The sequence below is a fragment of the Planctomycetota bacterium genome, from assembly GCA_033763975.1.
In the GTDB taxonomy this organism is placed as follows: Bacteria; Planctomycetota; Phycisphaerae; order Phycisphaerales; family UBA1924; genus RI-211.
The window spans coordinates 286229-307895 of the sequence record JANRJM010000001.1; the positions used below are offsets into that span (position 1 = coordinate 286229).

The 21667-nt window shown below is 71.6% G+C and carries 19 protein-coding genes; 16 read left to right on the forward strand and 3 right to left on the reverse strand.

The features are described from left to right. Positions 1-46 precede the first annotated feature (46 nt). Positions 47-172 carry a hypothetical protein gene (locus tag SFY69_01260; protein ID MDX2130662.1) on the reverse strand — a complete coding sequence of 42 codons (126 nt, stop codon included), beginning with the start codon at positions 170-172 and terminating at the stop codon, positions 47-49. A gap of 287 nt (positions 173-459) precedes the next feature. Here SFY69_01260 and SFY69_01265 point away from each other — a divergent pair, with 287 nt between their 5' ends. The 6 genes from SFY69_01265 to ndk all read left to right on the forward strand — a co-directional run bounded on the left by SFY69_01265 (position 460) and on the right by ndk (position 9792). After that, the gene (locus tag SFY69_01265) at positions 460-2004 is read left to right on the forward strand and encodes a PhoPQ-activated protein PqaA family protein (protein MDX2130663.1); all 1545 of its coding nucleotides are present in this window, start codon (positions 460-462) and stop codon (positions 2002-2004) included. A gap of 83 nt (positions 2005-2087) precedes the next feature. After that, complete coding sequence (locus SFY69_01270; GenBank protein MDX2130664.1) at positions 2088-4109, forward strand: LamG-like jellyroll fold domain-containing protein; 2022 nt, start codon at positions 2088-2090, stop codon at positions 4107-4109. 176 nt (positions 4110-4285) lie between these two features. Then, positions 4286-6556: a VIT domain-containing protein gene (locus SFY69_01275; GenBank protein ID MDX2130665.1), complete on the forward strand. Its 2271-nt coding sequence runs from the start codon at positions 4286-4288 to the stop codon at positions 6554-6556. Positions 6557-6605: 49 nt separating this feature from the next. Beyond that, positions 6606-7319, forward strand: coding sequence for a response regulator transcription factor (locus tag SFY69_01280; GenBank protein ID MDX2130666.1), 714 nt, complete (start codon positions 6606-6608; stop codon positions 7317-7319). Further along, positions 7319-9265: a HAMP domain-containing sensor histidine kinase gene (locus tag SFY69_01285; GenBank protein ID MDX2130667.1), complete on the forward strand. Its 1947-nt coding sequence runs from the start codon at positions 7319-7321 to the stop codon at positions 9263-9265. The genes SFY69_01280 and SFY69_01285 overlap by 1 nt, the downstream gene beginning before the upstream one ends. A 56-nt stretch (positions 9266-9321) precedes the next feature. Continuing rightward, positions 9322-9792 carry a nucleoside-diphosphate kinase gene (gene ndk, locus SFY69_01290; GenBank protein ID MDX2130668.1) on the forward strand — a complete coding sequence of 157 codons (471 nt, stop codon included), beginning with the start codon at positions 9322-9324 and terminating at the stop codon, positions 9790-9792. 48 nt (positions 9793-9840) lie between these two features. Here ndk and SFY69_01295 read toward each other — a convergent pair whose 3' ends face one another. Together SFY69_01295 and SFY69_01300 are read right to left on the reverse strand one after the other, a co-directional pair. Further along, a complete protein-coding gene (locus SFY69_01295; GenBank protein ID MDX2130669.1) occupies positions 9841-10056 on the reverse strand; it encodes a carbon storage regulator in 216 nt (71 codons plus the stop codon). A gap of 195 nt (positions 10057-10251) precedes the next feature. Continuing rightward, positions 10252-10497 carry a NifU family protein gene (locus SFY69_01300; GenBank protein ID MDX2130670.1) on the reverse strand — a complete coding sequence of 82 codons (246 nt, stop codon included), beginning with the start codon at positions 10495-10497 and terminating at the stop codon, positions 10252-10254. 50 nt (positions 10498-10547) lie between these two features. Between SFY69_01300 and SFY69_01305 the strand changes: the two genes are divergently transcribed. The 10 genes from SFY69_01305 (at position 10548) to SFY69_01350 (ending at position 21621) form a co-directional block, all read left to right on the forward strand. Continuing rightward, the gene (locus SFY69_01305) at positions 10548-12020 is read left to right on the forward strand and encodes a hypothetical protein (protein ID MDX2130671.1); all 1473 of its coding nucleotides are present in this window, start codon (positions 10548-10550) and stop codon (positions 12018-12020) included. A 107-nt stretch (positions 12021-12127) separates the two neighbouring features. Then, positions 12128-13414 (forward strand): hypothetical protein, encoded by a 1287-nt coding sequence (locus SFY69_01310; protein MDX2130672.1) that lies wholly within the window; start codon positions 12128-12130, stop codon positions 13412-13414. A 77-nt stretch (positions 13415-13491) separates the two neighbouring features. Then, complete coding sequence (locus SFY69_01315; GenBank protein MDX2130673.1) at positions 13492-14727, forward strand: hypothetical protein; 1236 nt, start codon at positions 13492-13494, stop codon at positions 14725-14727. 137 nt (positions 14728-14864) lie between these two features. Beyond that, positions 14865-16124: a hypothetical protein gene (locus SFY69_01320; protein ID MDX2130674.1), complete on the forward strand. Its 1260-nt coding sequence runs from the start codon at positions 14865-14867 to the stop codon at positions 16122-16124. Positions 16125-16196: 72 nt separating this feature from the next. Then, positions 16197-17813, forward strand: coding sequence for a GspE/PulE family protein (locus SFY69_01325; protein MDX2130675.1), 1617 nt, complete (start codon positions 16197-16199; stop codon positions 17811-17813). 36 nt (positions 17814-17849) lie between these two features. Further along, a complete protein-coding gene (locus tag SFY69_01330; GenBank protein MDX2130676.1) occupies positions 17850-19091 on the forward strand; it encodes a type II secretion system F family protein in 1242 nt (413 codons plus the stop codon). A 40-nt stretch (positions 19092-19131) separates the two neighbouring features. Next, positions 19132-19572, forward strand: coding sequence for a type II secretion system major pseudopilin GspG (gene gspG, locus SFY69_01335; GenBank protein ID MDX2130677.1), 441 nt, complete (start codon positions 19132-19134; stop codon positions 19570-19572). An 86-nt stretch (positions 19573-19658) separates the two neighbouring features. After that, the gene (locus tag SFY69_01340) at positions 19659-20249 is read left to right on the forward strand and encodes a prepilin-type N-terminal cleavage/methylation domain-containing protein (GenBank protein ID MDX2130678.1); all 591 of its coding nucleotides are present in this window, start codon (positions 19659-19661) and stop codon (positions 20247-20249) included. Next, on the forward strand, positions 20243-20698 hold the full coding sequence (locus SFY69_01345) for a hypothetical protein (GenBank protein MDX2130679.1): 456 nt from the start codon (positions 20243-20245) through the stop codon (positions 20696-20698). The genes SFY69_01340 and SFY69_01345 overlap by 7 nt, the downstream gene beginning before the upstream one ends. Further along, positions 20695-21621, forward strand: a complete 927-nt coding sequence (locus SFY69_01350) for a type II secretion system protein (GenBank protein ID MDX2130680.1) — start codon at positions 20695-20697, stop codon at positions 21619-21621. The genes SFY69_01345 and SFY69_01350 overlap by 4 nt, the downstream gene beginning before the upstream one ends. The last annotated feature ends 46 nt before the right edge of the window (positions 21622-21667 follow it).

Below are 21667 nucleotides of genomic sequence, written 5' to 3' on the forward strand. Positions count from 1 at the left end.
CCGCGCAGTGTCCGCGGGCGTAACGGGCTCGCCGTCCTGAGCGCGATCACGCGCTCAGCAGGCGCGCCCCGAACCGGGCGACGACGACGACCGCGATGATCAGCAGCGCGTGCGCCGCCAGCACGCCCCACAGCACGCGCTCGCAGCGGAGGTCGTACGCCGAGCGCCGCACGACCCGCGCCGTTCCGGACCCGCCGCACTCCGGGCACCGGCCGGGTGACCGCCCTTCCGCGGGGTAGCGGCACGCGGCGCAGAGAATGTCGTACGCGATCTCGCCGGCATGGGGGGCGGGCGTCGGGGCTGCAGGTCGCGGGTGCATCGCGGCGGGATGCGCCGGGGGATGAGCGGCATCTCACGCCCGCCGTGAGTCCTGGCTTACCCGGCCTCGTGACGCGGGCAGACGCGCCGCCCGCGCGGGCCGACGCGGTCCCGCCGCGGGAAATGCCGTACCCTCTCGCCATGAAGTTCATGCGCACACTCGCGGCGGTCACGACGGCGGTGCTGCTGCACGCCGTGGCGGCGGCCCAGACGCCCGTCCTGCCCGTGGGGTTCCCCGACGTTGACACCACGCGGTGGATCGGCGCCATCCCGCTGGGCGAGGGCGTGCCCGACAGCTCGCCGCCCGGCGCGTCCGCGCTCGAGCGCTACGTCGCGTTCGACGACGGCGCGTACGCGTGGTCGAAGGCGAAGGAGTTTGTCGTGCCCGGCGGCACGGTCCATGTGCTGCGTCTCACGTCGCAGCGCTGGCGCCCCGATGCCGACACGAGCCACCCCATCTGGACGCACTACCTGACCATCGGCGTGCCCGACACGATCAAGAACCGCACGCCGGTGTTCATCATCGGGGGCGGGCGTCGTCGCACCGAGCCGGCTTCGTCCCCGCCCGGCGAGCTGGTGGTGCTGCTCGGCGCCGGCTCGGTCGTCGCGTATCTCGACAACGTCCCCAACCAGCCGCTGACGCTCGAGAACGACGGGCGCGAGCGGTTCGAGGACGACCTGCTGGCCCGCACCTGGGTGATCGCGGCTCGCGACAACGACGCGACCTGGATCGGGCGATTCCCGATGGTGAAGGCCGCGGTGCGGGGCATGGACGCGACGGAAGAGTTCCTCGCGACGCTGAAGACGCCGGAGGGCGGGGCGCGCCCCGACGCCGTGCCCGACGGGTTCTTCGTCGTCGGGGCGTCGAAGCGGGGGTGGACGACGTGGCTCACCGGCGCGATCGACCCGCGCGTCAAGGCGCTCGCGCCCATGGTGATCGACGTGCTGAACATGCAGGCGCACACGCCGCACCACTACATGAGCTACGGCTTCTGGGCGCCGGCGCTGCGCGACTACGAGGCCAACGGCATCCCCGCGATGTTCGGCACGCCCGAGCTCGCGCGGGTCATCGCGCACGAAGACCCGCTGTTCTACCTCTCGCGCATCGGCGAGCGCCCGGTGTACGTCGTAAACGCCGGCGGGGACGAGTTCTTCCCGACGGATTCGCTGCGGCACTACGAGTCGTCGCTGCCGCCCGGGGCCCGTGTGCGCGTTGTGCCGAACGTGGGGCACTCCATGCGAGCGGGCGGGCCCGGCGTGCTGCTCGACGTGCTCGCGTTCTACCAGCGCGCAACCGGCGGCGGGGAGATCCCGCGCGTCTCGTGGTCGGTCGAGCGGGGTGAGCGCGCCGACACGGTGACCGTGCGGCTGTCGCAGCAGGCCGACAGCGCCGCGCTCTGGCAGGTGACGAACCCCAAGGCACGCGACTTCCGCTTCGACCAGACCGGCCCGAACTGGAAGAGCACGCCCTTGCAGGTGGGCGCCGATCCGCTCACGTACACGTTCGAACTGGCGAAGCCGCAGGCGGGATGGCAAGCGTCGATGGCGGCGTTCATCTTCCGCGACGCCGAGGGTGGGGCGCTGCCGGTGACGACGCGCGTGTTCATCACGCCCGACACACTGCCGCACACGCTGCCGGCGCGGAACGGCGCGGGTGCGCCCGGGCAGGCGCCATCCGGACAGTGAATCTTCGCGCAGCCTTTGCTTTGGCGCCCCGGCGGCGTGACGCGCCGGGCTTTACCATCGGCACTCTCACCCGGAGTGCTCCCATGCGCCTGATCTCCGCAGTTGCCGCCGTCGTCGCGGCGTCCGTCGGTTCTGTCGTCGTTGCGCAGGACGCCCAGCCCGCCGACAACATCGGGCACACGCGTCACACGCACCACCACAACGAGAAGCACCCGACCGAGGCGCCCTCGCCCGCCCGCTTCACGACGAGCCGCAAGAGCGACATCGTGCTCCCGCTGCCGCAGGAGAAGGACGCGTTCACGTTCGTCGTGTTCGGCGATCGCACGGGCGGGCCGGTGGACGGGGTGAAGGTGCTCGCCGACGCCGTCCGCGACACCAACCTGATCGAGCCGGACCTGGTGATGACCGTCGGCGACCTCATCAACGGGTACAACGAGGAGCCCAAGTGGCTGGAGCAGGCCGCCGAGTACAAGCAGATCATGAGCGAACTGCGCTGCCCGTGGTTCCCGGTCGCGGGCAACCACGACACGTACTGGCGGGGCCAGGGCGAGAAGCCCGTCAACGAGCACGACGCGAACTACGAGATGCACTTCGGCCCGCTGTGGTACGCCTTCGAGCACAAGAACGCCTGGTTCATCGCTCTCTACAGCGACGAGACCAACCCGCAGACCGGCGAGAAGAACTTCGGCAAGCCCGAGAATCACACGATGAGCGAGGAGCAGTTCACCTGGCTCTCGGGCATCCTGCAGAAGGCCAAGGGCGCCGACCACGTGTTCCTCTTCCTGCACCATCCGCGCTGGATCGGCGGGAACTACGGCAACTCGTGGGACCGCGTGCACCAGTTGCTCGTCAGCGCCGGCAACGTCACCGCCGTCTTCGCCGGGCACATCCACCGCATGCGGTACGACCCCAAGGACGGCATCGAGTACGTCACGCTCGCCACCGTCGGGGGCGGGCAGTCGGGGACCGTGCCCGAGGCGGGCTGGCTGCACCACTACCACCTCGTGACCGTGCGCAAGAACCAGGTCGCGATGGCCGCGTTCCCCGTCGGTGAGGCCATGGACGTCCGCGAGATCACCGGCGAGTTCGCCGACCAGTGCGCGAAGATGTTCAACCAGGCGCCCCGCATCGAGGAACCGCTGAAGATCCTCCCCGACGGCTCGCTCCAGCAGCGGATGCGCATCGCCGTGAGCAACCCGACCACCCGCGAGGCCGACGTCACCGTGATGCTCGACTCCGCCGACTCGCGCTGGATGTTCGGCCCCGACCACGACCACAAGCGCGTGAAGCCCGGCGAGACGGGCACGTTCGAGTTCGTCGTCCGCCGCCCCGTCGGCGCGGTCGACGCCTACTTCCGCGAGCTCGAGGCGGTGGTGGACGCCGACGTGCTCATGCCCGGGCACCGCTACGCCCTGCCGACGCGCCGCGTCAGCGTGCCCCTCGACGTCGACAGCCTGCCCCGCCCGACGCCCTCCGCGGGCGAGCGCGCCATGAACCTCACCGGCGAGGCGGCGATCAGCGTCGCGGATTCGGCGTTCACCCTGCCCGACGGCCCGCTCACCCTCGAGGCCTGGTTCAACGCCGACGAGTACGGGCGCCGCACCGGCCTGGTCTGCAAGACCGAGAGCTCCGACTACGGCATCTTCGTCAACAATGCCCGCCCCGAGTTCTCGGTGTTCCTCGGCAACCGCTACGTGAGCGTCACCGCGCCCGAGGCCGTGCTCCGCACCGGCGTCTGGCACCACATCGCGGGCGTGTACGACGGCAAGGAAGTCCGCATGTACGTCGACGGCGTGCTCGTCGCCTCGAAGGAAGGCACCGGCAAGCGCAAGACCAACAAGCTGCCCCTCATCCTCGGCGCCGACGTCGGGGGCGACAGCACCCCCAACTCGTTCTTCAAGGGGCACATTGACGCCGTCCGCCTGTCCTCCAGCGCCGTCTACTCCGGGCAGAAGTTCCAGCCCGCACGGCGCCTCACGCCCACCGACTCCACCGTCCTCCTGACGAACATGGACGGCACGCTCGTCGGACGCCTGTGGTTCGAGAAGCCCGACGCCGGCCTGGGCCAGATGGTCGGCCCCGCGGCCCTCGTCGACGTCAAGTAATCGCGGCGTGACGGCACGAACAACCTGAACACGGGTGGCACAGGGGTCCCGCCTGTGCCGCTTTGTTTTCCGCCCCCGTTACAGCACGGTTGCGCACCAAACCCACGCTGGGGAGTACAACCATCTGGCGTCCCGCTGCCCCGCCGGGCGATCGGGCCGCCGATGGAGCGCGCCGCATGATCTCTCGCACCTTCGCGTCCCGGCTGCTCGCGGGCCCGGTCTTCGCCCTCGCCGCGCTGTGCCTCCTGGCGCCGGCGCCCGCCCACGCGCAGGCCGACCGTCGAGTTCACATCATCATCCCGCCCGCCCCGCCGCCCGTGCGGACCGACCTGGCCGTGCGCCTGACCGCGGTGGACGTCACCGTGCAGATCACCGACCAGGTGGCGACGACGACGCTCGACCTGTCGCTCACGAACACCGGCCCGCGCCCGGCCGAGACGCAGATCGTGCTGCCCGTGCCCGACGGCGTGGCGATCCGGTCGCTGCAGTGGGACGGCACGGGCGCGGAGCCCAAGGGCGAGGTGCTGCCGCGCGACGAGGCCCGGCGCATCTACGAGGAGATCGTGCGCGGGCAGCGCGACCCCGCGCTCGTGGAGTTCGCGGGGTTCAACCTCATCCGCACCAGCGTGTTCCCCGTGCCCCCGAACAGCACCCAGCACCTGCGCCTGACGTACGAGCACGTCCTGCCCGCCGACGCCGGACGCCTCGACTACTCGATGATCCGCTCGGAGGCGTTCGCGCCCACCGACGTCCGCTGGAGCATCACCGCCGACATCACGTCGAAGCAGCCCATCGCGACGGTCTACTCCCCGAGCCACGACATCACGCAGGAGCGCCTGGCGCCCGGGCGCGTCAAGGTTCGTTCGACACCCCGCGCGACCGATCGCGGCGCGTTCATGCTCTCGGTGCTCTCGGAGCGCGCGCCGGGCGAACTGGCGACGACGCTGTACCTGTATCCCGAGGCCGACCAGACGCTGGGCGGGTACTTCATGCTCGTGCTCGCCCCGCCCGCCGCCCCGCGCGACACCGAGCCGCGCAAGCGCGAGGTCGTGCTGGTGCTCGACCGGTCGGGCTCGATGCGGGGCGAGAAGTTCGAGCAGGTGCGCCAGGCCGCGACGCAGGTCGTGCGGGGCCTGCGCGAGGGCGAGTTCTTCAACATCATCGACTACTCCGACACGATCGCGTCGTTCGCGCCCGCGCCGGTCGAGAAGACCGCGGCGTCTGCCAAGGACGCGGAGAAGTACATCTGGGGCCTCACCGCCAACGGCGGGACGAACATTCATGATTCGCTGCTCGAGGCACTCCGCCCCGCGCCCGCGCCGGGAACCGTGCCGCTGGTGCTGTTCCTGACCGACGGCCTTCCCACCGTCGGCGAACGCGGCGAGGCGAAGATCCGCGAGGCGATGAAGGCCGCCAACGCCAGCAAGCGCCGCATCTTCACCTTCGGCGTCGGGCTCGACGTCAACGCGCCGCTGCTCTCCGCCCTCGCGACCAACGCGCGCGGCGCGACGTCGATCGTCCTGCCCGAGGAAGACGTCGAGGTCAAGGTCTCGCAGGTCTTCCGCCGCCTGCAGGGGCCCGTGCTCACCGAGCCGGCCATGGCCTCGCTCGCCCCCGACGGCGGCCTCTCGGCCCGCCTCGTGCGCGACCAGCTCCCCGCGACGTTGCCCGACGTCTTCGAGGGCGACCAGATCGTGCTCCTGGGCCGCTACACCAGCGACCGGGCCTTCACGCTCCGCGTGAGCGGCGTCGCCGGCGACGTGCCCCGCGCGTTCGACGTCACGATCGACCCCGCGCACGCGACCACCCGCCACGCGTTCGTCCCTCGCCTCTGGGCGGTGCGCAAGGTCGCGACGTTGGTCGACGAGATCCGCCAGGCCGGCGCAGACGGCGGAGCCCCCAGCGAAGGTCGCATGAAGGAACTCACCGAGGAGATCGTCCGTCTCTCGACCACCTGGGGCATCCTCACCGAGTACACCGCGTTCCTCGCGCGCGAAGACACAACGTTCATCGGCGGCCTGCCCGCCCGGGCCCCCGCCGCCATGGAGAACCTCCAGCGCCGTGCGATCAGCGAACGCAGCGGCGGCGGTGGGGCGGCCCAGCAGATGGACCAGACCGAGAAGCTCGGCGCCACCAACGCCAACGCGCGGGGCCTGGAGACCTACGTCGGCCAGACGCGCGACGGCGCGATCGAGTCGATCAAGGTCGACAGCGTGCAGTACTTCGCCGGGCGGGCCTTCTACCAGCGCGCCGGCAACCGCTGGGTCGAGTCGGCGCTGCTCGAGAAGGAATCCGAAGCGCCGGACGTCGTCATCGAGTTCGGGTCGCCCGAGTACTTCCGCCTCGCCGAGCGCCTCGCGAAGGACAACCGCCAGTCGCTGCTCGCCCAGCGGGCCGAGGTCTACCTCGAGGTTGATTCCAAGCGGGTGCTCGTGCAGGCCCCGTAACGTCAGGCACGCCGCCCACGGCCCGGGCGGCGCGGGGAGGGCGCTACCGATGTCGCTGGGGCGAGTGCTGGTGGTAGAGGACGACGGCGCGATCCGGCGCGGGCTGGTCGATCTGCTGCGGATCTCCGGGTACGCCCCGCTCGAGGCGCCCGACGGACGGTCGGGGCTCGAACTCGCGACCGGCGCCGAGGTCGACCTGGTGCTGCTCGACATCCTGATGCCCAAGCTCGACGGATGGGGCGTGCTGAGCGAGCTGCGCCGGGCGAAGCCCGCGCTGCCGGTCATCATGCTCACCGCCAAGGGCGAGGAGAGCGACCGCGTGCGGGGGCTGCGCGACGGCGCGGACGACTACGTCGTGAAGCCCTTCAGCCCGAAGGAACTGCTCGCGCGTGTCGAGGCCGTGCTGCGCCGCTCGCCCGAGCGTCCGCGGGGCGTGGCGCGCACGACGATCGCCGGGCGCTCGATCGACTTCGACCGGCGGGAGATCACGCTGCCCGACGGCACGCGCGAGCAGCTCTCCGAGCGCGAGGCCGAGGTGCTGTCGTACCTGGTGACGAACCGCGGGCGCGCGATCGCGCGCGATGAGCTGCTCAGCCGCGTGTGGGGGCTCGATCCCCGGGGCGTGCAGACGCGCACGGTCGACATGACCATCGCCCGCCTGCGCGAGGTGCTGCGCGACGACCCGGCCTCGCCGGTGGTGATCGTCACCGTCCGCCAGCGCGGGTACATGCTCGCGCCGGGCGAGGGCGGGGAGGTCGCCTAGTGCCCCGGGCACGCTGGTCCATCATCGTGTTCGTCGCCGGGGTGTGCGGCGTGCTCGGGGCGCTCGCGTGGATGACCACGCACGCCCTCCGCCTCGAGCGGCTGGAACTCGAGGCCCGGCGCCAGGCGCGCTACCAGGAGTCGCTGCGCCTGGCGCTCTGGCGGATGGACGCGAAGGTCACCCCCCTCATCGCGCGCGAGGCCGCCCGACCGTTCTTTCACTACCAGCCCTTCTACGAGCCCGAGCACGCGTACTCGCGCCTCGCCGGTCGCGCCGACGCCGGCGCGGTGCTCGTCCCCTCGCCCCTCCTGCAAGGCGCCGAGGGCTTCGTGCGCCTGCACTACGAACGCGGCCCGGACGGCGCGCTGGTCTCTCCGCAGGCGCCCGCGCCGCGCGATCTCGATGTCGCGCTGGGCGCCCAGCTCACCGGCTATGTCGCGGCGGCCTCCGAGGCCGACTTCAAACGCCTCTCGGGGTTCATGGGCGACACCCGCAAGAACGTCGCGCTCGGCGAGGCGGACGCCGCGCCCGCCGACGACCTGCCGGTCGCCTCGCAAGACGCCCAGCGGGTTCAGTCCGCGTCGGGCCCGCAGCTCGACCAGAGTTACAGCGAGTACACCCAGCGGCAGAGCACCGTCACGTCCGCCAATGTGCCCGGGCAGCGACGCGACCGCGCCGCCGAGACCGACAAGGCCCCGCCGGGACCCAGCACCGGGCGAGAGATGAACAAGGCGGCCTCGGAACGCGCGAAGGACGAGACGGGCGCGTCGGGGCTGTCGGCCCCCAACGCCGCGGAACCGCCGGCGCCCGAGGGGATCGACGGCGAACGCGACGAAGTCTGGACGGGCCCGTTCGCGCCCCGCTGGGTGGTCGACGAGAACGGCGTGCCCCAGCTGCTCTTCGAGCGCGAGGTGCGCCTGGGCGAGCAGCGCGTCGTGCAAGGTTTCTGGCTCGACTGGGGCGCCCTGCGCGACGACCTGCTCGCCGGCGCGAGAGATCTCTTCCCGAAGGCGGAACTGCGTCCGCTGCTGGGCGGGGTCGAGGGCGTGGACGCGGGCGTGCTGGCGCGCACGCTGGCGGCGATCCCGGCGGAACTGGCCGCCCCGGCGCTTCCCGAGGTGCGCATGCCCCTCGTCACCCCGGTGCGGACCACGCTCATGCTGACGTGGGCGCTGGCACTGGCGGCGGTTGTCGTGCTGGCGCTGGTGATGCGCGCGTCGGTAGAACTGGCGGAGCGGCGCGGGCAGTTCGTGTCTGCAGTCACGCACGAACTGCGCACGCCCCTGACAACGTTCGTCATGTACAGCCAGATGCTCGCCGACGGGCTGGTGAGCGACGAGGACGCCCGACGCTCCTACATCGGCACGCTGCGCACCGAGAGCCAGCGCCTCGCCCGCATCGTGGAGAGCGTGCTCGACTACGCGCGCCTGAGCAAACGCCGGCGTCCGTCCACCGTGCGCGCCCGCCTGACGGCCGAGCAGATCGTGGACGGGCTGGCCCCGGTGCTCCGCGCCCGCTGCGAGCAGTCGGGGATGGAACTGGTGGTCGACCGCGAGAGCCTGCTGGACTTTCCCGTGACGACCGACCCGCCCACGCTCGAACGCATCCTCTACAACCTCGTCGACAACGCGTGCAAGTACGCCGCCTCCGGCGACGACCGGCGGGTGCACCTGGTGGCGCGGATGGAACGGCGTGACCTGGTGCTCGCGGTGCGCGACCACGGGCCGGGGATCGCCGCCCCCGAGCGCACGCAGGTGTTCAGGGCGTTCACCCGCGGCTCGCGCCAGCAGGACGGCTCGATCCCCGGCCTTGGGCTGGGTCTGGCGCTCGCGCAGGGGTTGGCGCGTGAACTCGGGGGCGACCTGCGCCTGGCGTCGTCGGGGGCCGCGGCGGGGGCGGGCGCCGGGCACGGGGCGGAGTTCGAGGTCCGCCTCCCGCGCGACTAGGCAGCCCACCGGCCTACCCTAGCGGCTCAATCCGTAGCAGCACGAGGGAGTCCGCGATGGAAACGACGCTGATCATTCTGAAGCCCGACGCCGTTCAGCGGGGGCTCATGGGGCGGATCGTCGCCCGCTTCGAGGACAAGGGCTTGCAGGTCGTCGGGTGCAAGCTGATGCGGATTTCTCCGCAGCTCGCCGCGACGCACTACGAGGCGCACCAGAGCAAGCCGTTCTACGCCGGCCTGGTGCGGTTCATGACGTCCAGCCCGGTGCTGGTGCTCGCGATCCGCGGGATCGGCGCGATCACGATCTGCCGGAACATGATGGGGGCGACGTTCGGCAGCAAGGCGAACCCTGGGACAATCCGGGGCGACTTCGGCGTGTCGAACAGCTTCAACCTGATCCACGGGAGCGACGGGCCCGAGGCCGCCGAGCGTGAACTCAAGCTGTTTTTCGCGCCCGGCGAGGTGCTGGAGTGGACGCGCGCGGGCGACGCGTGGGTGTACGACACGTCGGGCGGCAAGCCCGAGTAACGGGCCTCAAGACGGGCGTCAAGACCGGCCGCGAGACGGGCAGGCCCGTCAGGCCGAAACCGGCTTGATGGTCGCGATGACTTCGGCGGGCGCCTGGGCGATCTGCTCGGCGATCTCGCGCCGGTTGATCTCGACATCGCGCGGGAAGTCGAACGCGATGCGCACGCGTTCGCCCTTGACCGAAGCGATGCGCACGACGCCCAGCGGCTTCTTCGGATCGCCGATGACGACTTCTTCACCCTCGCGCCGCGTGATAACGAGCATCGGCCACGCTCCGTCCTGGTCCGCCGACGGCGAATCTCACCGCCAGTTGGTTCCACCATCCCGGCCACCACGCCGGTTCCACCGAGGCACGTTATACCGCGCCGGGGACCCGAGTGTAAGTGGATATCCTGTTTTTCCTTGAAATCCGAAAGAATACCGAACGACTGTAGTCGTCTTTCTGACAGACCTTTAGGCTCACGGAACCGCCTCGACGCCCCGCACTTCCGGCACGTTCGCCCGCAGGTTCCGCTCGATCCCCAGGCGCAGGGTCATCCCGCTCGACGGGCAGCCCACGCACGCGCCGTGCAGGCGGATGCGCACCACGCCCTCCGGCGTGACCTCCACCAGTTCGAGATCGCCCCCATCCGACTGCACGGCGGGTCGGATGAGATTCAGGACCCGGTTGACGCGGTCGAGGATCGGGGCGTCGGTCGTCGGCATGAGCGAGTGTAGTCGGTTGGACGCGGGTTCCGGGCCGCTACGCTCGCCCCATGCGAGAACGAGGGTTCGGCGTCGTGGTGCTCGTGGCGGTGGGGGCGCTGGCGGGGGCGTGCGCGTCGCGCGAGTACAACTCGCCGCAGGCCGCCCTGGCGGACGTGACGAACCGAGACCTGAACTACCGGACGCGAACGCAGGCCGTGCCGGCGGCGCTCGAGGGCGCGGACGGCGACGCACGCCGCGCCGCGCTGCGGGCGCTGGAGGACGTGGCGTGGGACCCCACCGAGCACGCGACGCTCCGGAGCGCCGCGCTGCGAACGCTCCTCGAAGACCCGGCCTCGGCGGAGCGTGTGCGGGCCCGTGCGGCGGATGTGCTGCCCAGGGAGCGGTCGCGCGAGGTCGTGCTGAACCTGTGCACGATGGCCGCCGATCGGGGGTGGAAGGAACTGCGGCCCGCGATCGTGCAGAGTTTCGCGCGTCCGGTGAAGGGCGTGCCGGACGACGAACGCAGCGAACTGCGGGCGCTGCGTGCGCTCGGGGGCGACGCCGCACGAACCACGTTCGACCTGTTCGTCGAGTCGGCCGCCGCCTCGACGACCGACCCTGAGACGGGGGCGGCGGGCAACGCGGACGCACGTGCGCTGCGGTTCCGACGCGATGCATGGGAGGTGCTGTCGAGGCTCGACGCATCGGGCGAGCAGCGCCGCCGGTGGGTGGGCGAACTGCCGCCGGCCAGCGCGGGCGATGTCGAGGTGCTGCAGCGGGGCCTGCGCGAGTGGCGGGTGCTGCCGCTCACGGCCGAGCAACTCGACTGGCAGGCCTCGCTGGCGTCGGCCCCGGACGCATGGTCCCAGGGGCGGGCGGCGTTGGAGATGTTCGGCGATACGCCGGTTTCTCTGCGCCACGCGAGCGCCGCGATCTGGGCACGCACGCACGCGCCGGATCTTGCCGGGCTGTCGCGACAGGAACTGCTCGACCGTCTGGCGAGCAGGCTGCGCGGGCGAACGCAGTACGGCCGGTCGGCGGAAACGTCGGACCGCCGGGCGCCCGAGCGCCTGGAGCAGGTGCGAGACCGGCTTTCGAAGGCCGACCTGGTGCACGTCCTCGCGGTCGACAACGCGGTGCGCGATCCGGCGGTTGTTCACGCGTTGTTCGGTCACGCCCGGCTGGACCAGGCCGATGAGTCGACGGAGTACGGCGGCCTGATTGCCTGGGAAGCGGGCGGGCCGCGGGCGGTGCTCTACCAGCCGCGCCTGGCGGAACGCGCGGGCGACACGACGTTCGTGGCGCCCGCGGAGATGCTGCGCGCGGGCGACTGGTCTCTGGCGCACTATCACTTTCACGTGCAGAACTGGCGCCGCAGCGAGTACGCGGGCCCGAGCGAGGCGGACCTGGCGTATTGCACGCGGTACGGGCGTGCGTGCGTGGTGTTCACGGCGATCCGCGAGGGGACACTCGGGGTGGACTACTACCAGCCCGGCGGGGTGGTTGTCGACCTGGGGACGATCGAGTTGGCGGGGCTATAGAGAAAAGTCCGGCGCGGGCGTGCAATACGATTGCGCGGGACGCGTTGAGACCCGAGGCGCGCGGCGAACCGATCGGGGAGCCCTGCGCGCGAACAGGAGACTGTGCCGTGGGCAATGACCTTCGTTTCGGCGGGTGGCGGAAGGCGGCGGGGCGGATGGTGGTGGTCGCTGGCCTGGCGGTCGGGGCCGCGATCACATTGCACACGGAGAGTGCCGCCCAGGCGCAGCCCGAGGGGCGGGGCCGGGGCGGGTTCGGCGGTGGCGGGGGGCCCGGCGGCGGGATGCGCGAGGCTTGGATGGGCCCGGCGCTAACGGCGCGGCAGCTGGAGCGCTACGCGGACCTGGTGGGGCTGACCGAGGACCAGCAGGTCGCGGCGGAGGCGATCGTCGAGGCGTACCAGGAGCAGGTGCGTCAGCAGGGCGAGACGATGCGACAGAAGACCGAGGAGATCCGCGCGGAGTGGGAAGACACGCGCGACCCCACGGTGTGGCAGGGCATGCGCAAGGTCATGCAGGACGTCCGCGAGGAGCGCAAGAAGCTCGACGACGGGCTGATGGAAGAGATCAAGAGCATCCTGGAGCCGACGCAGGAGGAGAAGTGGCCGGCGTTCGAGCGGGCGGTGCGGCGTGACCAGGGCGTGCGTCGCGGGCTGATGAGCGGGGAGCGGGTGAACCTGTTCGACCTCGTGGAGCGGGTCGAAATGGCGCCCGAGGCCAGGAGCACCGTCGACGCCGCCCTGTCGGAGTACGACGTCGAGCTCGATCGGGCGCTCACCACGCGCAACGCGGCGTACGAAGAGGCCTTCACGAAGATGATGGAGCTGCGCCAGGCCGGGAACATGGAGGAGATGCAGGCCCTCATGGACAAGGGGCGTGAGGCCTCCGTGCGCGTGCGGGAGATCAACCGCAAGTACGCCCGCCAGCTCATGGACATGCTGCCCGAGGAGAAGCGCGAAGAGTTCGACGCGGCGTTCAAGCGCGAGAGCTTCCCGGAGGTCTACCGCCCGACGATGGCGCAGCGGGCGCTCGACGCGGCGGCGGGGTTCGAGGACCTGACCGACACGCAGCGCGAGAGCGTCCGCACGCTCCGCGAGTCGTACTCGCGCACCCTGCGCACCTCGAACGACAAGATGGCCTCGGCCATCGAAGAGAACGAGATGAAGGCGACCGTCGGCGCGATGATGATGCAGCGGTTCGGCGGCGGGCGCGAGCAGGGCCCGCTCGACGAAATCCGGCGCGAACGCCGCGAGTCCAACTCCGCAACGCTCGAGAGCCTCCGCAAGATCCTGTCGCCCGAGCAGATCGAGCGGCTCCCCAGCCGCGAGCAGGGCGAGGACGAGGAGCGTGGCGGGGGGCGCCGGCGCGGGCGCCCGGCCGGCGACAACCGCACCTGACCCACGCCGGTGACGGAAAGCACGTCGGCGCGCGTCTCTCACCGGGGGAGTGTTGTCCCGGGTGTGGAGGTTGCGTCATGGCGAAGGTGTGGTCATTCGTGCTGGCCGGTCTGGTCGGCGGGGCGGCGATCGGCGTGTGGACGGCTCCGGCGCACGCGCAGGAGCGGGTGATGATCACCCGCAGCATGAGCAGCGCGGGCGGCGGGCAGATCTCCAAGCGGGCCGTCGAGCGATACGCCGCCGCGGTCGGGTTCACCGCCGAGCAGTCGGAGTTTGCGCGGACGATTCACGAGGCGTACGTGGCGGGCATGGAGCAGGCCCAGAAGACACGGCGCCAGGCCCTGGAGGAGGCCCGCCGGGCGGGCGAGGACACGGGCGATCACGGCGTGTTCATGGAGCGGATGCCCGCGATCGAGAAGGAGTTCCGCGCAAAGTCGCAGGCAATGGAGAAGAGCTTCTTCGAGGACGTGCATGCGCTGCTCTCGCCCGAGCAGGAAGACCGGTGGGTGAAGGTGGAGCGCATGCGCCGGCGCGAGGTGGGCCTGCGGGCCGGCACGCTCGCGGGCGAGAGCGTGGATCTGTCGGACCTGGTCGCGAGCCTGTCGCTGGCGCCGGAGGAGGCGGCGAGCATCGCGCCCACGCTGGACGAGTACGAGGCGGACCTCGACCGGCACATGCAGGAGCGTGCGCGGCTCATGGCCGACGAGCGGGAGTTCTCGCTCTCCCCACGCGGCGGCGACCCGGAAGAGGGGATGCGCCGGATGCAGGAGTCGATGAAGGCCGGGCGGGAGCTGGGCGTCAAGATCCGCGGCACGAACGAGCAGTACGCGCGGCGTGTGGCGTCGATGCTGCGCGAGGAGCCGCGCCAGGCGTTCGAGCGGGAACTGCAGAAGCGGAGCTTCCCGCTGGTGTACCGCCAGAGCCGCGTGTCGCGCGAACTGGAGGGGGCGCTCGCGCTGGATGATCTGCGCCCCGAACAGCGCGACGACCTGCGTGCCCTGCGCGAGCAGTACGAGCGCGACGCGGGTGCGGCGAACGACCGCTGGGCGGGCGCCATCCGCGAGGCGGAGCAGCAGGAGAACGCGGGGGCGATCGCCACGCCGATGGGCGTGATGCGGATCTCGATGGGGGACGAGCCCGAGGGGCTGGTCGAGGCGCGCAAGGCCCGGCGGGCGGTGGACGAGCAGGCGTCGACGCGCCTGCGGTCGATCCTGACGCCCGGGCAGCTCGAGCGCCTGCCGAAGGCCTCGGAGGAGCGGGGCGAGGGCGAGATGGTGACGGAGGGGACGTTCGTGATCGAAGGAATGCGGTGAAGACGCGCCCAGGGCGCGGGGTCTGCGTGTAACCCGGGGAGGCCCTGGACGTACCATCGACCAGACGCACGGGTGGCGGCGCGGGCGCGCGGTGCGGCGGGCCGAGACTCGTCCGATCGTCAACGCGAGGGTTCCCGATGCTGAGCACACGGGGCTGGGTGGCGCGCCGGGTTCGCGGTCTGCTGGCGTTCGTAGCGGTGCTGGTCGTGTGCGCGTCGAGCGCGCCGTCGTTCGGGCAGTTCGGCCCGGGGATGATGCCCGACCTGGTATCGCGCCGGGGCGTGAACGCGTACTGCACGCTGGTGGGGGCCGACGAGGCCCAGCGCGACACGGCGCTGGAGCTGTACGAAACGACCAAGGCCGAGTATCGCAAAACGATGAAGGCCTTCCAGGCGTCGATGGAGGAAGCGCAGGCCCGCGCGCGCGAGGACCAGGACTGGCAGGCGGTGCAGGACGCGATGGTCCCCGCGATGGAGAAGATGCAGGCGACGATCATGTCGCTGGAGAAGCAGTTCTTCGACGACATCAAGGCGATCCTCACGCCCGAGCAGCTCGCGAAGTGGGACCGCGTGGAGCGGTACCGCCGGCGGGAGATGGGGCTGCGGTTCGCGCTGGTGAGCGGCGCGGGCGTGGACCTCATCACGGTCGTGGAGCGCGGGAAACTCGCGCCCGAGGGCAATGCGGAGTTCGCGGAAGCGTTGCAGCAGTATGAGCTCGACATCGACGCGCCCCTGCGCGAGTTCGAGGTGATGCAGCGCGAGCAGCAGTCGCGCACGGCGGAAACGATGAAGGCCTTCCGCGACAACCCGATGAAGGCCATGGAAGACATGAACCGCATGCTGGAGCGCGCCAACGACCTGGCGAAGAAAGTCCGGAACGTCAACCGCGACTATGCGCGCCGGCTGTCGGCGATGCTGCCCGAGTCCTCGCGTGCGGCGTTCGAGGCCGAGGTCGCGCTCCGGAGCTTCCCGCGGGTCTACCGCGAAAGCCACGCGGCCCGCGTGCTCAACGCGGGGCTGGGGATGAGCGACCTCACCGCCGAGCAGCGCGAGTCGCTGACGCTGCTGCGCGAGCAGTACACCCGCGACCTCGGCGGCGCCAACGACCGGTGGGCGCGGGCGATCGAGCAGGAGGAAGAGGAAAAGGGCGGGGCGGTCGGGCGCATGATGCGCCAGTTCGAGCCTGGCGGCGGGGCGGCGGACGAATCCGAGGAAAAGAAGGCGCGCGCCGCCCGGCGCGAACTGGACGAACGAACGCTCGAGAAGGCGGAAGGGATCCTGACCGAGAGCCAGCGCGCGAAGCTGCCCGAGAAGCAGGCGGTGCGGGACGAGCCGTGGTCGGACATGATGCCGGACCCCGAGGCGGTGAACGAGGACGGGGAGGAGGACGAGGAGTAGCGGCCCCGCGTACCGGGGCGGCAAAATCGCTAGGATGCACGCTCCGGGAACCCGGGCAGACGCCGACGTTTCATGCAGAACCTGACGACATCTCCCGCGCCCGACGCGCACCTCTCCGCTACGAACGGAACCACCCACGCCGGGGGCCCGACGCCGGGTGTCGTCGCGCTGCAGCGCAAGCCCGAGGTCGACCCCGCGGCGGCGGCGCTCGTGCCGGGCGATCAGGCTGTGCGCCTGGGCGCGATCCCCTACGCGTTCGACCGCGGGCGCCTTTTGGTGGCGATGCTGGACGCGGCGGACATCGCGGCGGGCGATGAGATCTCCGTGTGCGTGGGCAAGCCGGTCACCCGCGTGGGCATCGTGCGCGAGGCGTTCGCGGAGCTGCTGCGCGACGTGCACGGCATCACCGCGGCGCAGATGGCCGCGCGACTCGGGGGCGGTGTCGCGGGCGACGATCTGGTCGGCAACCTGGAGGCGATCGAGGCGGCGGACCTGCACCGCATGGCGGAGCAGCCCAGCCTCATCAACCTGGTCAACCTCGTGATCCTCGAGGCGATCCGGGCGCGCGCCAGCGACGTGCACATCGAGCCGTTCGAGAAGAAGCTCGCCGTCAAGTACCGCGTGGACGGGGTGCTGGTGGAGCAGGAGCCCCCGCCCAAGCAGCTCCAGGCGGCGATCACGAGCCGCGTGAAGATCATGGCGGGCATGAACATCGCCGAGCGCTACGCGCCCCAGGACGGGCACATCTCGCTGCGGTTCGAGGGGCGCAAGATCGACATCCGCGTGAGCACCGTGCCGACGCTTTACGGCGAGAGCGTGGTGATGCGCATCCTCGACAAGGAGTCGATCACGCTCGACCTGGCGGCGCTGGGCATGCGCGAGCCCGACCGCAACGGGATGCAGAAGCTCATCGACCTGCCGCACGGGATGGTCCTCGTGACGGGGCCCACGGGCAGCGGCAAGACGACGACGCTGTACGCGGCGCTCACGAAGCTGTACGACCCGACGCTCAAGATCATCACCATCGAGGATCCCGTCGAGTACGAACTCGCGGGGGTCAACCAGATCCCCGTGAACCCCAAGCGGGGCCTCACCTTCGCCGACGGGCTGCGGAGCATTCTGCGCCAGGACCCGGACGTGATCATGGTGGGCGAGATCCGCGACTACGAGACGGCGGAGATCAGCGTGCGGGCCGCCCTGACCGGGCACCTGCTGTTCAGCACGCTGCACACGAACAACGCGCTCTCGGCGGCGGGGCGCCTGCTGGACATGGGCGTGGAGCCCTTCCTGCTCAGCAGCGTGCTGGAGGGGATCCTCGCGCAGCGCCTGGGGCGTCGCGTGTGCCAGGCGTGCAAGACGCCCGAGCCGCTGGCCGAGGAACTGCACCACCGCATCCTGCCGAAGGAACTGGCGATGTTCCGGGGCGGGATGGGATGGCGCGGGGCGGGGTGCGAGAAGTGCGGCGGGAAGGGCATGCGGGGGCGCGTGGGCTACTTCGAACTGGTGCTGACCACGCCCGCGCTGCGCACGGGCATCTCGCAGCGTCAGGGGATGCAGGAACTGGTGCGGCACGTGCAGCCCGGGTTCACGACGATGCGGCGCGACGGGATGATCAAGGCGGCGGAAGGGCTCTCGACGGTCGACGAGGTGCTCCGCGCGACGCAGGACGCGGACGAGGGCGCCGAATAGGCGCCCGTGGCGCAAGGGGAGCGGCGGCGGGCGAGCATGGAGACCTTCGAGTACAGAACCGCGACGATGGGCCCGGGGGCGCCGGCGATGACGATCGAAGCGCCGGACCGCGCCGCGGCCGTGCGCGAGCTGCTGCAGCGGGGCGAGACGCCCACGGCGCTCGAGCCCGCGGGGCGGGGTGTCCAGGCCGGCGGGGGCGCGCTGGACCGGCTGCGCTCGCGCCGCGCCATGAGCCGGGGCGAGATGGCGTCGTTCGTGCGCGAACTGGCGACGGCGTTGTCGGCCGGGCTGCCCCTCGTGCCCGCGCTGCGGACGATCGGACGTCAGGGACGCGCGGGCGCGCAGCAGGTCATGCTGAACCGCCTGATCGAGCAGGTGGAGGGGGGCAAGGCGCTGGCCGACGCGATGGCGGCGTGGGGCCGCCCCTTCGGTGATCTCACGGTGAACCTCACGCGTGCGGGCGAGACTTCCGGGCGCCTGGCGGAGGTATTGACGCAGGCGGCGGAACTGCTGGACCGCGACCTGAAGCTGCGCCGGGCGCTGCTGGGCGCGACGCTCTACCCGATGATCCTGTGCGTGCTGCTGGTCGGGGCGATGGTCGTGGTGATGACGTTCATCGTGCCGCAGATCGTGGATCAGTTGAAGGGCGCGGGGGCGAGCCTCCCGTGGTCGACGCGGGTGGTGAAGGGCGTGGCGGACGTGTGCGTGGTGATCCTGCTGGAGCGGTGGTACGTGACGCTGCCGATGGCGCTGGTGCTGGGCGTGGTGGGGCGGCGCTGGTGGAGCCTGCCCCGGACGCGCGAGATGGTGGACGAGTACCTGCTGCGGGCGCCGGTGCTGGGCAGGCTGCTGCGCGACATCGCGGTCGCGCGGTTCACGCGCACGCTGGGCACGCTCACGAGCGCTGGCATCGGCATCGTGACCGCGCTGCGCATCACCAAGGGCACGCTGGGCAACCGCTCGCTGGAGCGCGTGATCGACGACGTCATCGAGCAGGTGTCGGCGGGCAAGACCGTCGCCGAGCCCCTGGAGCGCAGCGGGTACTTCCCGCCCATGCTCGTGCAGATCGTGAACCTGGGCGAGCGGTCGGGGCGCCTGGACGAACTGCTCGGGCAGGCGGCGACGGCGTTCGAAGACCGGACCGAGACGAGCATGAAGCTCTTCACGACCGCGCTCCCGCCGGTGCTGGTCGTGATCATGGCCGGCGTCATCGGCTTCGTGGTGATGGCGATTTTCATGGCCCTTCTGGAGATGCAGAACGCCGCCGCGGCGGGGTGAGCACAGGTGCCCGGGATTCCCGGGCGAGGAGCACGCAGTGATGTCCAGGCAGACCATGCACGCCGCCCGGCGCGCGTTCACGATCACCGAGATCATCGTCGTCGTCATCATCATCGGGGTGATCGCGGCCCTGATCGCCCCGCGCCTGCTCGGGCGCGTGGGCCAGAGCAAGCAGGCGGTGGCGAAGAGCAACGCCGCCTCGCTCGCGAACGCGATGAAGCTCTTCGCCGCGGACAACGGCATGCCCGAGGCGGGCGCGACGATCGAGGTGCTCTGGCAGCGCCCCGGGGACGTCGACGAGAGCGCGTGGAAGGGGCCCTACATCGACTCGGCCGAGGCGCTCAAGGACCCGTGGGGCAACCTCTACCAGCTCCGCATCCCCGGCGAGGTCAACGCCGACTTCGACATCGTGAGCTTCGGCAAGGACGGGCAGCCCGGGGGCGAGGGCGAGAACGCGGACATCGTGCACGGCAAGCAGTGAGCCGGCGCGCGCGACGGGCGGAGAACTGGGGCGAGCGGGGCCGGCGCGCGAGCGACGCGCGGGCAGGCGTAGGGGGCACACCCGGGATGACGACGAGCAGGCCAAACCGAGCATCCGCGGGAAGCGCCGGGCGGGGCGCGCGCGGATTCTCCATGGTCGAGATGCTCGTCGTGGTCATCCTGCTGGGCGTGCTCGTGGGCGTGGCGGCGCCGCGCCTCGCGGTGATCGCCGGGCGCGGCACGGAGGCGACCGCGGTGCGCGCGGGCGCCCTGCTGTCCGACGCCGCCCGGCGCGACGCGCTCACCAGCCAGCGCCTGGCCGTGGAGTTCGACGCGGCGCGCGGGACGCTCGCGCTGCTGACCATCGACCCGGAGGACGGCGTGTGGCGCGAGGACCCGCTGGCGCCGCGCGTGGAGATCGGCGGGGCGACGCTGCGCGAGGCGACGGCGGACGGGGTGACGCTCGACGGCACGAACTGGCGACTGGAACTGCCCCGCAACACGCCCCGCCCGGCGATCCGCCTGGTGTTCACGAACTCGCGCGGCGCCGACGCGTGGACGGTGGACCTCGCGTCGCGTGCGTCGCGCGCGACGGTGCGGGCGGGCACGGCGGTCGGTGCGGGCGAGGGCGAGAGCGTCGACCTGGACGAGGTCGCGCGGGGAGAGCAGCCGTGGTAGCCCCGGCCACCCATGCACGCGGGATGACGCTCGTCGACCTTCTGGTCGCGACGGTCATGCTGGGCGTGTCGGTGGTCGTGCTCATGGGGCTCTCGGGGCGGGCGCTCTCGGCGCAGCGCTCGGGCGAGAACCTGCAGATCGCGGCGATGATCCTGGACGAACAGCTCAACCTGGTGCAGGCGCGCGGGGCCGATGACTACGCGTCGCGCTACGACGACAGCGAGGGCGTCGCCGAAGCGCCGTACGAGGCGTTCCGGTACCGCGTGGAGATCAGCGGGGGCGATTCGGGCGACGCCTACCGCGTGGTGGCGACGGTCTCGTGGGAGGAGTACGGGCAGACCAAGTCCGCCACGGTCGAGACGCGGATCGCGCCCCGCCGGGGCGAAGAGCCGGACCCGGACCGGCGTCCGGCGACCGAGCCCGACCGGCTGGCGGGGGGTGCGCCATGAGGCGTGCCCGCGGCTTCACGCTCATCGAACTGATCCTCGCCGCGGTGATCGGCGTGTTCGTCGCCGGGGCCGCGGTGACAAGCGTCTCGCAGTTCCTGCGGGCGCGCAAGAGCGCCGGGGCGCGGCAGGAGGCCTTCTCCCGGGCCGAGAGCGCCGCGGCACGCATCGCGCGCGACCTGCAGAACGTCGCGCGCAACGCCGACCTGACCTACGCGCAGGTGAGCGTGCGGCCCGGGCTGGGGGCCGCGGGCGACGGCGACGAACTGCTGCTCATGGTGAACTCGCTCACGCCCGTGCGGGGCGATGATCTGAGCCCCGAGGGCGACCTGCACGAGGTGCAGTACCGCGTCGCGCCGAGCGCGTCGGGCGGGCTGGCGCTCTGGCGGCGCGTCGACCCGGGGTTCGACGAGTTCATCGACGCCGGCGGCATGGCGAGCCCCGAGGTGATCGGCGTCGTCTCGCTGTCCATCGACGCCAGCGACGGGATCGACTGGTTCGACGCGTGGGAGTCGGACACCGACGGCATGCCGCACGCGGTGCGCGTCACGGTGATCGCGGCGTCGGACGACGGCACCACCCGTGTCACCGCGCGCCGCACGATCGCGGTGGACCGCGTGCCGCTGGAGCCCGAGATCGACCCCGCGGCGGAGGACGAGTCGGAGTCGTCCGAGCCGCGAACGCCATCGTCTTCGGGCACCGGTGGCGGTGGCACTGGCGGCGGCGGGACCGGCGGCGGCGGGACCGGCGGCGGCGGGACCGGCGGCGGCGGGACCGGCGGCGGCGGGACTGGCGGTGGTGGCACCGGCGGCGGCGGGACCGGCGGCGGCGGGACTGGCGGCGGTGGGACTGGCGGCGGTGGCACCGGCGGCGGTGGGCGGGGCGCGGCTCCGGCGCCCACGTCGACGCGGGGGGGTGGCCGATGACCCGCCGTCGTGCGTTCGCCACGCTGCTCGTCTTCGGCGTCATCGT